This is a genomic window from Stenotrophomonas sp. YJH_SMC_10 (assembly GCF_059371555.1).
On sequence record NZ_JCAFUS010000003.1, the window covers coordinates 224,357 to 236,469 of the forward strand.

Sequence of the window (12,113 nt, forward strand, 5' to 3'; positions counted from 1 at the left end):
CTTGGGACAGGGGCTCCCCCCTGCTGCCGGAGAACGCGATGATCGGCCACCGTCTCTCGCTGTGCCTGCTGGCCTGCGCGCTGTTGCTGGGCGGTGCGCCTGCACGGGCGGGCGACGTCGGCTTCGCTGGCGTGCTGCCCAACGGCGCGCTGCTGCAGCAGAAGGTCGAAAGCATGCAGGAACGGCGCTACCGCAACGTGGTGCGGCAGCATACCGATTACAGCTGCGGGGCCGCTGCACTGGCGACGATCCTGCGCCATGCCTACCACCTGCAGACCGACGAAGCGACGGTGATCGAGGGAATGATGGGGGTGTCCGATCCGGCGCTGGTGGCCGAGCGCGGCTTTTCCCTGCTCGACATCAAGCGCTATGTGGAATCGCTGGGCATGCGTGGGCGTGGCTACCGCATCGATGAAGCGCGCCTGCGCACACTTCGCGTTCCCGGCCTTGTGCTGATGGACGTGCGCGGCTTCCGCCACTTCGTGGTGCTCAAGCAGGTGCGCGAGGGCGTGGTCGAAGTGGCCGATCCGATCCTGGGCAACCGCAGCCTGGCGTTGCCCGAATTCCTGGCCGCCTGGCCATCACGTGCGGTTTTCGTGGTGATCGGCAGTGACTTCGATCGCAACACGGTCCTGCTGCAACCCAGCGAACGGCCCAGTGCCCGCGCGCTCTATGCGCGACAGGGGCCCATCACCGATGCCGAACTGGTCGACTTCGGCTTCAGCCACGCCGACCTGTTCTGAAGGAGGCTTCGCCATGTTCCGCCACCGCCTGTTGATGGTCCTGCTGCTGGCATGCCCCGCCCTGCATCTGCAGCCGGCAGAGGCTGCGCCCGGGCACGGCCTGAAGGAGATTCCGGATCCCGAACTGAGCCTGATGCGTGGCCGCTACACCGTGGGCGGCAATACCGTGGCGTGGTTCGGGGTGACGATGGTCTCGCAGTGGCAGGCCGGCAACGGAAGCATGCTGCAGGGTGCGTTGACCCTGGGCATGGACTTCCGCGGCGGCGGCAGCCCGACGCTGAGCTTCCAGCCCAGCGTGCACGTGACGGCTGCGGACGCGCCACTGCCGGAAACGCAGGGTCGCCACATCGACAGCAGCGGCCTGGCCAATGCCAGCGGCCTGGTGCAGAGCGTGCAGGTGGCCGGGGATGGCAACGTCGCCCGCAATGCGACCACGCTGGTGGTACGCAATGGCGCGGTGCCGGCCCCGCCGGGTGACGGCCCGCATTCGATCAGTGCGCAGGCTGCCGGCATGTCGGCCGCCGCGGTGCTGGACGGCAACCAGGCTCGCCTGCAGCTGCAGGTGGATGGCCAAGGCCTGGTCCAGCAATGGATACGCAATGGCAGCGTCGGCCAGGGCATCGCCCTGGCCGCAGACGGCCAGATCGCCAGCAACCAGCTGCGGCTGGAGCTGGTACGGGACACCGTGGGCGGCAACCTGCCGTTGAGCCAGAACGTGGCCCAGGCAATCGCGCTGAACCGCGGCATGGGGCCGGGCCGGTAACAGCGGCACGGCGTTGGGGGAGCGTTCCACAACGCAGGACACGAACATGCACACCTTGATGAGGATCACCCCGTTGGCGCTGGCGGCGCTGGCGGGCACCGCCCTCGCCACACCACCGGCGGATGATGGCGCCGACGTGCAGGCCCTGGCCAACCAGCTGGAGCAGCTGAAATCCAGCTACGCACAGGAAGTGCGGCGGCTGCGCGAACTGGACATGCAGGTGCAGGCCATGCAGGCGCGATTGAGCGGGAAGGTCGGACCGATGGCCCCGCCTGCGGCCGGCGAGCAAGGCCCGACCGCGCAGGCTTCGCCGGGCACCGAGGGCTATGCCAGCAGCGCCGCCGAGGCACAGCAGGCAAGGCAGGAATCGCGGCGCAGCGTGGATGATGTGAAGCAACAGCAGTCGGCGCTGTTCTCGCGCCGCTTCACCGTCGAGAACAGCCTCACCTACGCCCGCTACGACCGCAAGCAGCTCACCCTCAATGGCTTCCTGGCGCTGGACGCGATCTTCCTCGGCAACATCGCCATCGAAAACGTTGAATCCGATTCGCTCACCTACAACCTGGCCGCCCGCTGGGGCGTCAGCCCGAACCTGACGCTCAACCTGGATGTGCCGTACCTGGCGCGGCGCACGGTCTACCAGAAGGGTGGCGCCGGGGGGGCGGCAGCCGCCATCGCGCAGGAGCAGACCAACGGCAACGGCCTCGGCGACATCGGCCTGAGCGCGAACTACCGCCTGTTCGGCGAACGCGGCTGGCGCCCGGAGACCGTGCTCACCGCCGGAGTGACCGCGCCCACCGGGCGCGCACCCTACGGCCTGGACTGGAAGGTGATCGAGCGCGACGACGATGACTACATCCGCTTCGCCGTGCCCAAGGAACAGCCCACCGGCAATGGCGTGTGGCAGGCCAATGTGGGCCTGTCGATGGTCAAGACCGCCGATCCGGCCATCCTGTTCGCCAACCTCGGCTATGTGCATTCGTTCCCGCGTGGCTTCAGTGACATCGACAGCAATCCCGATACGGTCAACCCGGGTGACGTGAAACTGGGCGGCTCGGTCTACTTCGGTGCGGGCGTCGCCTTTGCATTCAACGAGCGCACCAGCCTCAGCCTGTCCTTCAGTGACCGCATCAGCGCCCGTGCCTCCACCCGCTTCCAGGGTGGAAAGTGGATGAAGGTGATCGGCAGCGACGCCAATGCGGCGTCACTGAACCTGGGCGTGACCTATGCGCTCAACGCGCACACCACGCTGGTCACGCTGCTGGGCATCGGGCTGACCCCGGATGCCCCCGACTTTACCTTGGCGTTCAAGATTCCGTACATGCTGTAGCGGCGAGGCGCCGTGGCATGATGGCGTCCCTGCCGCCAGTGGACGTCCATCATGCCCATCGGATTCATCGGCCTTGGCGTCATGGGCATGCCCATGGCCGCGCACCTGGCGCGCGCCGGCCACATGCTCTGGGGCTGGTCCCGCTCCGACCGCAACCATGCCACCGCCCGCGCCGCCGGCATCCGCGTCTCAGCGGCCGCCGGGGACGTGTTCGATGCATGCGCAACGATCGTCCTGATGCTTGCCAACGACCCGGCCATCGACGCGGTCCTGTCACGAAACGGCCCTGCGTTCACTGCCCGCGTCGAAGGCCGCCTGGTGATCAACATGGGCACCAGCTCGGCGGAGTATTCCCAGGCACTGGGCGAACAGATCCGCGCGGCCGGCGGGCGCTACGTGGAGGCGCCGGTCTCCGGTTCACGGCTTCAGGCCGAGTCCGCGCAGCTGGTCATCATGCTGGCCGGCGATGCGGCTGACGTTGCAGAAGCATCGCAGCTGCTTGCGCCGCTGGGCCGGCAGTGCGTGGCGTGCGGCCAGGTACCCGCGGCGTTGCGCATGAAACTGGCGGTGAACCTGTATCTGATCACGCTGGTCACCGCACTGGGCGAGGCCGTGCGCTTTGCCGAGGTCCACGGCATTGCCCTGGAGCGCTTTGCCGAAGTGCTCAACGCCGGGCCGATGGCCAGCGACGTATCGCGGATCAAGCTGGACAAGATGATCAGGGAAGACTTCGCCGTGCAGGCCTCGATCACCGACGTGCTGAAGAACAGCGGGCTGGTGGCTGCGGCAGCGCGCGAGGCAGGCATGCAGGCCCCCCTGATCGACGCCAGCGATGCGCTGTTCGCCCGGGCACAGCAGATGGGCCTGGGAGGCCAGGACATGGCGGCGGTACTGCAGGCGATCCGGGGCACCCCGCCGGCCACCGGCGGCGCCTGATCCGGATTCATCTTCCGGCACCACAGCGGTCGCTGGCCGCTGCTATATTCAGTCCAGTTCGGCAGGCATGGTGCCTGCCCTTGAATCACAGGGAGTTGGACATGGGTCTGGTACAGGCGGTGAAGGGTGCGGTCGGCGGCGTGCTGGCCGACCAATGGAAGGACTTCTACACCGTGCCGACGGGCCTGCCGTCCACGGCGGCCCTGTTCGCGGCGGTGCCGCGCGGCACCAACGCCGGCCGCGGCTCCAACACCAGCGGCTCGTCCAACATCATCAGCAACGGCTCGAAGATCATCGTGCCAGAGGGCTACGGCCTGCTGCTGTTCCAGGACGGCGCCATCACCGCGTTCGTCGCCGAACCGGGTGGCTACGAGTGGCGTTCGGACGACCTCAACTCGCAGTCGATCTTCGCCGGCGACGGCCTGGTCAGTACCTTCATCAAGCAGAGCTGGGAACGCTTCAAGTTCGGCGGCCAGCCGGGCTCGCAGCAGGCTGCCTATTTCGTTTCGCTGAAGGAGCTGCCGGACAACCGCTTCGGTACCCAGTCGGAAATCTACTGGGACGACGGCTTCCTCAACACGCAGGTCGGCGCGGTCACGCGCGGCTCGTACACGCTGAAGATCGTCGACCCGATCCTGTTCGTGAAGAACTTCGTGCCGGCCAGCTACCTGCAGCCCGGCCAGGTGTTCGACTTCACCGATCTGGACAACGCCGCCGCCAGCCAGCTGTTCAATGAAGTGGTCGGTTCGCTGGCCCCGGCCTTCAGCCTGTATACCAACGATCCGGGCAAGGGCAACCGCATCACCCGGTTGCAGCAGGATTCGATCGGCTTCGCGCAGAGCCTGTCGGCTGCCGTCGAGCAGGCCTACCAGTGGCAGAGCGATCGTGGCCTGGCCATCGTCAAGACCGCCATCGTTTCGATCGAGTACGACGCCAACACCCGCGAACTGCTGAAGACCGTGCAGCGTGCCGATGCCCTGTCCGGTTCGCGCGGCAATTCCAACCTGCAGGCCAGCGTCGCCCAGGGCATCCAGTCGGCCGGCGAGAACGGCGGTGCCGCAGGCCTGGTCGGCGTCGGCATGGCCTCGGGGATGTTCGGTGTCGGCGGCATGCAGCAGCCGGTCGCCCCGGCCGCGGACGACCCGGTGGCCAAGCTGAAGATGGCCAAGGAAATGCTGGACCTGGGGCTGATCACCCAGGGCGACTATGACGCCCTGAAAGCCAAGGCACTGGGCCTGTAACGGCAGGACGCACGACCCACATGTCCGATCCCCGAAACGGCCCACCGCCGCTGCCCGGATCCGCGCCCGCGACGCCGCCGCCCCTGCCGGCGGCGTCGTTGGATGGGCCCGGTTCGCCGCAGGACGTTCCTCCCCTGCCCGGCAGCTTCCCGCTGGACACCTCGAAACTGCCGCAGGCCATCCGCGATGAAGTGGAAGCGCCTGACCCGGTGGCCATCGACACCTCGGCCAGCGAACTGAAGGACGGCCTCAACCGCTGCCCGAAGTGCGGCGCCAGCGACATCCGTCCCAAGCCCGGCACTGACATCCTCGTCTGCCTGTACTGCCGTCACCAATGGCATGGCGCGCGGGTCGAGGAAGAATTCGGCCTGGGCGAGGCCATCGACCAGCTGCGCGGCACGGTCATCGCCTCCGGTGCGCGTGACATCGATGCCGACACCTCGGCACTGATGACGTTCAAATGCACCGGCTGCGGCGCCGAGGTCACGGTCAATACCGAGAGCACGATGACGGCGCGTTGCCACTGGTGCCGCCATGTGTTCGGCGTCAACGAACAGATCAGCAATGGCGCGGTGCCCGATGCGGTGCTGCCGTTCCATATCAGGAAGGACGATGCGGTCGCGCGCATCCGCCAGTTCGTCGACAAGCGCCGCATGTTCGCGCTGAAGGCGTTCAAGGACCAGTTCACCCCGGAAAACGTGGTGGGCGTGTTCCTGCCCTACATGATCGTCGACAGCAATGCCAGCGCGGCCGTGGCCGGCAAGGGCGAGATCAAGACGCGCGAGTACACGGTGGGCAGCGAGAAGAACAAGCGCACCCTGTACGATGCCGATGTCTACCAGGTCGAGCGCCAGGTGGATTTCACCGTCGATGACCTGCCGCTGGAATCCTCGGCCGAGCGCGGGAATCTTGATACCCGCGCCAACACCAACAACATCATCAACACCATCCTGCCGTTCGACACCAAGAACGCGGTGAAGTGGAACGCCTCGTACCTGGCCGGCTTCACCTCTGAAAAACGCAACCTGGATGTGGAAAAGCTGCGGCCGCGGCTGGAAGACCAGCTGCTGTCGATCGCCCGTGCGCAGGTGGAAGGGTCGGTGAGGCGCTACAACCGTGGCGTGCGCTGGGAACAGGAACAGCTGGACGTGCACGGCACCCGCTGGGTCTCGATGTACCTGCCGGTGTGGCTGTACTCCTACCACCAGCCTGGAAAGAACGGCGGCATGCTGCACTACATCGCGGTGAACGGCCGTACCGGCGAAACCATGGGCAGCGTGCCCGTGCAGCAATGGAAGATGCTGCTGGCGGCACTGGCCACCGGCACCATCATTGAAGCCCTCGCAATTGCCTTCCTGGTGGCAACCACATGAGCGACGACAGTGGCCTCTGGCTGTTGGCGGCAGGTCCGGCCAGCGCAACCGCGCTGTACTGGGCGCTGTACCGCTATTACCGCAACACCGATAAATCGCATTCCTTCGAGCACGAGACCGCCATCGAGGCCAAGCCGGTCACCGGCTCGGACCAGCAGGTGGGCCGGGTCACCGGCACCGAGGAGAAGCGCATCCGCGGCGACAATGTGTACGAGTACCGGAAACGGGTCGCTCGGGTGAAACCCGAAGGATAGAGCCAGGCCAAGCCTGGCTGCGGGGCGTGCCGGCCGCTGGCCGGCATTCCTTCGGTTTCTGGGCGTCAAAGGGGAGCCGGCCAGCGGCCGGCACTACCCTTCAGCAGACAGCACCTTGGGCGCGTCCTCACGCCGTCTCCCACCCCACCGGTTCGATACTCGCGCGATCCACCCTGCCGAGGATCCTGCGATGGCCGCCGTTCCTGCCCGTGCCTGCCTGTCCGTCCTGTGCTTCCTGGCCCTGCCCGCCCTTGCGCAGGACGCGTCGTTCGGCTTCGGTGAACAGACCTCCCGTACCGAGCAGACCACGCAATCCAGCAGTACCCAGACCCAGAGCAGTGGCGCGATGACCACGCAGACCACCACCAGCGGCAGCTCGCAGTCCGAGTCGCGCAGTGAAAGCAAGGGGCTGGACGTGGACTTCGGCTTCCACGACAACAACGATGACTGGGACCACGACCGCCAGCGCGGCGGCCGCGGCGTGCGCGAAGGCGATCTGTTCGGCAGCTGGACGCTGGGCCAGGAGAACGGCAGCACGTGCACCATCGAACTGAAGAGCATCGAGTGGTTCGGTGGCTACAGCGCCTACGTACCCGCCGGCTGCCCGGACGGCTTCTTCTCGGCCAACCGCTGGGTGCTGTCAGGCAACCAGCTGCTGCTCACCGATACCAGCAACACGGTATTCGGGCGCTTCCGCGTGTCGGGCGGCGGGCGCTGGTCGGGGTTCCGTGAATCCGACGGTGCGCGGTTGTATCTCAACCCCAAGGGGCGCTGAGCGTAGCGTGCACGCAGCGGGCACGCGCCGACCGCGAAGATCAGGCGTCCGCCCCGCCCGCTCGCCGAAATGTCCGCTCCCACTGGTTCCCGCCTTGTCATCTACGCCGCGCTCGCGGGCAACCTCGCCATTGCGATCGCCAAGTTCATCGCCGCCGGCATCTCCGGCAGCTCGGCCATGCTCAGCGAGGGCGTGCATTCGCTGGTCGACACCCTGAATGAACTTCTGCTGCTGTACGGCCTGCGCCGCGCCGGCAAGGCGCCGGACCCGGTGCACCCATTCGGCTACGGCCGCGAGCTTTACTTCTGGAGCTTCATCGTTGCCCTGCTGGTGTTCGCGGCCGGCGCAGGCGTCTCGGCCTACGAAGGCATCCAGCACATCCGCCATCCCGAGCCGGCACGCAACCATGCCCTGAGCTACAGCGTGCTGGGCATTTCCATCCTGTTCGAGGGTGCGTCCTGGTGGGTGGCGCTGCGCGAGTTCCGCCGGACCAAGGGCAAACTCGGCTATTTCGAAGCGTTCCGCCGCAGCAAGGATCCCTCCACCTTCACCGTGTTGCTGGAAGACAGCGCCGCCCTGCTCGGCCTCGGCTTTGCGCTGGCCGGGCTGCTGGCCGCCCAGCTGCTCGAAATGCCGGTGCTCGATGGTGTTGCCTCGTTGTGCATCGCCGGCGTGCTGGCTGCGACTGCCTTCCTTCTCGCCCGCGAGACCAAGGGCCTGCTGGTGGGAGAGCCCGCCCATCCGGCGGTGGCCGAGCGGATCATGGCCGTGGCCGAAACCGATCCGGACCTGCGTCGCGCCAATGGCGTGACCACCATGCAGATGGGCCCGGAACAGGTGGTGGCCATGCTCAGCGCCGAGTTCGAGGATGACCGGCAGACCCCACAGATCGAAGCCTGCATCACCCGGATCGAAACGGCGGTGAAGCGCGAGTATCCGGAACTGGTGGCACTGTTCATCAAGCCGCAGACGCCCGAGGTCTATGCCGCCCGGCGCGCCGCCCTGGCGCCCGCTTCCGCACCACGATGACACGCTGTCTGCGCGCGTTTCACCTGCGCGGTGCCACAGTGGCACGGTCCTTCACCTGAACCTGCCGCTGCCGTGCCGGACTGGTTGCCCGCCTCCCTGCAGATCCTTCCGCGCAGCTTCTACCAGCGCCCGCCGACCGAGGTCGCCCCTGAGCTGCTCAACAAGCTGCTGGTCCGCGACGACGGTCGCACCGGCCGCATCGTCGAGGTGGAAGCCGACGCCGGCCGTGATGATCCGGCGGCGCACTCCTATCGCGGACAGACGCCGCGCACGGCCAGCATGTTCGGCGAGGCCGGCCACCTCTATGTGTATTTCACTTACGGCATGCATTGGGGCAGCAACGTGGTCTGTGGAGAGGTCGGTGAAGGCGTGGCGGTGCTGCTGCGGGCCGTCGAGCCGCTGGCGGGCCTTGAGCGCATGCACGAGCTGCGCCCCGCCGCGCGCCGGGACCACGATCTGGCCAGCGGGCCGGGCAAGCTGTCGCAGGCCTTCGGGCTGGACCGCGGTTTCGACGGCGCCGACCTGGTGACCGGCAGCCACGGCATTGTCATTGCCAGCGATGGCGTGCCGCCTCCGGCGGATCCGGTGGTGGGGCCTCGCATCGGCATCACACGCGCAGTCGATTTCCCTTGGCGCTGGCACATCCGTGATCACCGTCACGTATCGATTCGACCGCGCTCCCCTGCATCGTCTGTGAAGAGACGCCGATGACCCCTCTCGACAAACCATTGCGGCGCGAACTGCAGATCGACGGCCAGCCCTACACGCTCACTGTGGATCCGGAAGGACTGAAGCTCGTTGAAAAAGGCCGGCGCAAAGGCATCGCATTGCGCTGGCAGGACCTGGTGTCCGGAGACGCCGCGCTGGCCACGGCACTGCAGGCCTCGCTCAGCGAGCGCTGAGCCGGCGCTGCCGCCTCACATCGGCATCACCCAGCCATGGCGATACATAACGCCGTGCGCACTAGCGTAGCCCCAGACAGCCGCCGCAACCGCCCTCGCCACCCAGCCCTGAAAAGCGCCATGGACGAAGCCGAACGACTGCTCGAAATCGACCGCCTCCGCCTGCTCGACACGCCGCCGGAACCGGTGTTCGATGCCATTGTCGCCGCCGCGCGCGCCGCCACCGGCATGACCATGGGCCTGATCACGGTCGTGGCCGAAGACCGACAATGGTTCAAGGCCAACATCGGGTTGGAAGGCGTCAGCGAGACGGCCCGGGAGATCTCGTTCTGCACCCATGCGATCCGCCAGGACGGGCTGTTCGAGATTCCCGACGCGCGCCAGGACCCCCGCTTCTCCACCAATCCACTGGTGACTGGCGGCCCTCGCATCCGCCACTACGCCGGTATCCCGCTGGGCTCGGCGCAGGGCGCGCGCATCGGCACGCTGTGCCTGCTCGATGCCATGCCCGGCGTGCTGTCGCCGTCGCAGCGCGAGCTGATGGTGCACCTGGCGCGGGTCACCACGCAGGTGCTCGAGCAGCGCAGCACGCTGATGGCCCAGGTCGGCCAGGCCAAGGCGCTGCATCGCGAGCTCAAGCGCAGCGAGGATTTCCTGGAGCGCACCAACCGCGCCGCGCGGGTGGGCGGCTGGGAAATGGACCTGGTCAGCAACGAGGTGCGCTGGACCCGCGAGACCAAGCAGATCCACGGCGTGCGGGCCAACTACCAGCCCACGCTTGATACCGCCCTGTCGTTCTATCGCGAAGACAGCCGCGCCATCATCCGCACTGCGGTGCAGCGCTGCATCGATGAAGGGACCTCCTGGGAAGTGCAGCTGCCGATGACCACTGCCGACGGGCGCGCGATCTGGACCCGGGTGGTCGGGGGACGTCAGCAGGTCGATGGACGCCCGCGGCTGGTCGGGGCCATCCAGGACATCACCGAAGAGCGCGCCGCACTGGACGCGCTGGAGGCCAGCGAGACACGCTACCGCCGGCTGTTCCACTACAGCCTGGGCCTGATCTGCACCCACACGCTGGAAGGCGTGCTGACCTCGGTCAATCCGGCCGCCGTGCAGTCGCTGGGGTTCGAAGAGAGCCAGATGATCGGGCGCAGCCTGTGTGACCTGATGCCGCCGGAAAAGCGCGAGGGCTTCAAGGCCTACCTCAAGCGGATACAGGCCAACCACACCGACGCCGGCGTGATCGAACTGATCGCCGCCGATGGAACCCGCCATTACTGGGCGTACCACAACGTGCTCGATACCGAGGCCGATCCGCCCTATGTGCTTGGACACGCGCAGGACGTCACCGCCCTGCGGATGCAGGAACAACAGCTGCGCGAGATGTCCTTCAAGGATCCACTCACCCAATGCTACAACCGCCGCTTCCTGCACCGCCTGGATGAACTGGTCGACGAGCGCTGGGCCTGCGTGATGTTCGATCTGGACCATTTCAAGCGCATCAACGACACCCAGGGCCATCGCCGCGGCGATGCCGTGCTGGTCGAGTTCGCGGCCTTCCTGCGCTCCGCCCTCGGCAAGGATGAAACCGTGGTGCGGCTGGGCGGCGACGAGTTCATGGTGGTGCTGGTCGCACCCGCGCACGGCCGTCTGAGCGAGCTTGAACACTGGTACCGGGACCATGCAGCGCTGTCACCCACCGCGTTCTCGATGGGCGCGGCGATCAATACGCCCGGCGAGCCAGTGGCCGACACCATCCAGAAGGCCGACAGCCGCCTGTACCGTACCCGCGAGCGGGTGCGCCGCGAGCGGCGCGAGGACCCCGCCGCGCGCTGATCAGGCGCGCACCGTCACCCAGGCCGGCGCATGATCGCTGGCCTTTTCCTGCAGGCGTACCCAGCGGTCGACGCCGGCATCCTTCAGTCGCTCCGTCAGCACGGGATTCAACAGCAGATGATCGATGCGCAGCCCACGGTCGCGCTCGGCATGCTGGCGGAAGTAGTCCCAGAATGTGTAGATCGTGGCGTCGCCGTGCACCTGCCTCAGCGCATCGGTCCAGCCCTGCGCGAGCAGCCGCTCGAAGGCCTCGCGAACCTCGGGCTGGAACAGGGCATCGCGGCGCCAGGCCTTGGGGTCGTAGACGTCGGCATCGGTGGGAATCACATTGAAGTCACCCAGCAGCAGTGCCGGGTGCGGCAGATCGACCAGGCTGCGCGCATGCCGGAGGAGGCGCTCCATCCAGCGCAGCTTGTAGTCGAACTTCGGCCCGGGCTGCGGGTTGCCGTTGGGCAGGTAGAGGGCGCCCACGATGACGCCGTGCACGGCCGCTTCCAGGTAGCGGCTCTGCGTATCCCTGGGTTCGCCCGGCAAGCGCCGGCGGCTCTCAACCGGGGTGGTCCCCCGTGCCAGCAGCGCCACGCCGTTCCAGCGCGCCTCGCCCTGCCACAGCGCACCGTAGCCGGCCTCTTCCAATGCTGCAGCGGGAAACGCGGCGTCGGTCGCCTTCAGTTCCTGCAGGGCAACCACGTCCGGCGATTCCCTGTGCAACCAATCCAGCAACTGCGGCAGGCGCGTGCCGATCCCGTTGACGTTGAACGTGGCAATGCGGAGCGTCTTGCGGCGGGCCATGCACGAGGCCTCTCTGCGCTGCGGATGAGCCTTCACTGTGCGCGCCGGCGCATGCACGGTCCGTGGATGCCGCGTCACGGCAGGGTTCCGTTCGTTTCACGAGCCGCTGCCACGCCCGGCAGCAGGCTGTTCGCCC

The 12,113-nt window shown here is 67.3% G+C and carries 13 protein-coding genes; 12 read left to right on the plus strand and 1 reads right to left on the minus strand.

The genetic code is table 11. The features are described 5' to 3' along the window. Window positions 1-38 precede the first annotated feature (38 nt). The 12 genes from AC5P9C_RS06680 to AC5P9C_RS06735 all read left to right on the plus strand — a co-directional run bounded on the left by AC5P9C_RS06680 (window position 39) and on the right by AC5P9C_RS06735 (window position 11,185). Window positions 39-743, plus strand: coding sequence for a C39 family peptidase (locus tag AC5P9C_RS06680; RefSeq protein ID WP_343542929.1), 705 nt, complete (start codon window positions 39-41; stop codon window positions 741-743). Between the two features lie 13 nt (window positions 744-756). Next, window positions 757-1,506 (plus strand): hypothetical protein, encoded by a 750-nt coding sequence (locus AC5P9C_RS06685; protein ID WP_074725194.1) that lies wholly within the window; start codon window positions 757-759, stop codon window positions 1,504-1,506. Window positions 1,507-1,552: 46 nt separating this feature from the next. Then, entirely contained in the window at window positions 1,553-2,836 is a 1,284-nt protein-coding gene (locus AC5P9C_RS06690) for a transporter (RefSeq protein ID WP_343541633.1), read from the plus strand. A 51-nt stretch (window positions 2,837-2,887) separates the two neighbouring features. Continuing rightward, entirely contained in the window at window positions 2,888-3,772 is an 885-nt protein-coding gene (locus tag AC5P9C_RS06695; protein WP_343541631.1) for an NAD(P)-dependent oxidoreductase, read from the plus strand. A 101-nt stretch (window positions 3,773-3,873) separates the two neighbouring features. Beyond that, entirely contained in the window at window positions 3,874-5,013 is a 1,140-nt protein-coding gene (locus tag AC5P9C_RS06700) for an SPFH domain-containing protein (RefSeq protein ID WP_343541629.1), read from the plus strand. Between the two features lie 20 nt (window positions 5,014-5,033). Beyond that, the gene (locus AC5P9C_RS06705; RefSeq protein WP_164082034.1) at window positions 5,034-6,386 is read left to right on the plus strand and encodes a TFIIB-type zinc ribbon-containing protein; all 1,353 of its coding nucleotides are present in this window, start codon (window positions 5,034-5,036) and stop codon (window positions 6,384-6,386) included. Continuing rightward, the gene (locus AC5P9C_RS06710) at window positions 6,383-6,640 is read left to right on the plus strand and encodes a hypothetical protein (protein ID WP_057494852.1); all 258 of its coding nucleotides are present in this window, start codon (window positions 6,383-6,385) and stop codon (window positions 6,638-6,640) included. Before AC5P9C_RS06705 ends, AC5P9C_RS06710 begins: the two co-directional genes overlap by 4 nt. Before the next feature lie 190 nt (window positions 6,641-6,830). After that, window positions 6,831-7,415 carry an AprI/Inh family metalloprotease inhibitor gene (locus tag AC5P9C_RS06715; protein WP_049467177.1) on the plus strand — a complete coding sequence of 195 codons (585 nt, stop codon included), beginning with the start codon at window positions 6,831-6,833 and terminating at the stop codon, window positions 7,413-7,415. 69 nt (window positions 7,416-7,484) lie between these two features. Next, the gene (locus AC5P9C_RS06720) at window positions 7,485-8,444 is read left to right on the plus strand and encodes a cation diffusion facilitator family transporter (protein ID WP_049467175.1); all 960 of its coding nucleotides are present in this window, start codon (window positions 7,485-7,487) and stop codon (window positions 8,442-8,444) included. A 72-nt stretch (window positions 8,445-8,516) separates the two neighbouring features. Then, entirely contained in the window at window positions 8,517-9,155 is a 639-nt protein-coding gene (locus tag AC5P9C_RS06725) for a DNA-3-methyladenine glycosylase (RefSeq protein WP_343541625.1), read from the plus strand. Further along, window positions 9,152-9,346 carry a hypothetical protein gene (locus AC5P9C_RS06730; RefSeq protein WP_049467172.1) on the plus strand — a complete coding sequence of 65 codons (195 nt, stop codon included), beginning with the start codon at window positions 9,152-9,154 and terminating at the stop codon, window positions 9,344-9,346. Before AC5P9C_RS06725 ends, AC5P9C_RS06730 begins: the two co-directional genes overlap by 4 nt. A gap of 120 nt (window positions 9,347-9,466) precedes the next feature. Continuing rightward, window positions 9,467-11,185 (plus strand): sensor domain-containing diguanylate cyclase, encoded by a 1,719-nt coding sequence (locus tag AC5P9C_RS06735; RefSeq protein ID WP_083348132.1) that lies wholly within the window; start codon window positions 9,467-9,469, stop codon window positions 11,183-11,185. Here AC5P9C_RS06735 and xth read toward each other — a convergent pair whose 3' ends face one another. Continuing rightward, a complete protein-coding gene (xth, locus tag AC5P9C_RS06740) occupies window positions 11,186-11,977 on the minus strand; it encodes an exodeoxyribonuclease III (protein WP_074725202.1) in 792 nt (263 codons plus the stop codon). Between the last annotated feature and the right edge of the window lie 136 nt (window positions 11,978-12,113).

Excerpts from the sequence above, each read along its gene's own strand:
- AC5P9C_RS06690 (WP_343541633.1), top strand. The coding sequence starts at position 1,553 with ATGCACACCTTGATGAGGATCACCCCGTTGGCGCTGGCGGCGCTGGCG.
- AC5P9C_RS06730 (WP_049467172.1), top strand. The coding sequence starts at position 9,152 with ATGACCCCTCTCGACAAACCATTGCGGCGCGAACTGCAGATCGACGGC.
- AC5P9C_RS06685 (WP_074725194.1), top strand. The coding sequence starts at position 757 with ATGTTCCGCCACCGCCTGTTGATGGTCCTGCTGCTGGCATGCCCCGCC.
- AC5P9C_RS06695 (WP_343541631.1), top strand. The coding sequence starts at position 2,888 with ATGCCCATCGGATTCATCGGCCTTGGCGTCATGGGCATGCCCATGGCC.
- AC5P9C_RS06710 (WP_057494852.1), top strand. The coding sequence starts at position 6,383 with ATGAGCGACGACAGTGGCCTCTGGCTGTTGGCGGCAGGTCCGGCCAGC.
- xth (WP_074725202.1), bottom strand. The coding sequence starts at position 11,977 with ATGGCCCGCCGCAAGACGCTCCGCATTGCCACGTTCAACGTCAACGGG.
- AC5P9C_RS06700 (WP_343541629.1), top strand. The coding sequence starts at position 3,874 with ATGGGTCTGGTACAGGCGGTGAAGGGTGCGGTCGGCGGCGTGCTGGCC.
- AC5P9C_RS06680 (WP_343542929.1), top strand. The coding sequence starts at position 39 with ATGATCGGCCACCGTCTCTCGCTGTGCCTGCTGGCCTGCGCGCTGTTG.
- AC5P9C_RS06715 (WP_049467177.1), top strand. The coding sequence starts at position 6,831 with ATGGCCGCCGTTCCTGCCCGTGCCTGCCTGTCCGTCCTGTGCTTCCTG.
- AC5P9C_RS06705 (WP_164082034.1), top strand. The coding sequence starts at position 5,034 with ATGTCCGATCCCCGAAACGGCCCACCGCCGCTGCCCGGATCCGCGCCC.
- AC5P9C_RS06720 (WP_049467175.1), top strand. The coding sequence starts at position 7,485 with ATGTCCGCTCCCACTGGTTCCCGCCTTGTCATCTACGCCGCGCTCGCG.
- AC5P9C_RS06735 (WP_083348132.1), top strand. The coding sequence starts at position 9,467 with ATGGACGAAGCCGAACGACTGCTCGAAATCGACCGCCTCCGCCTGCTC.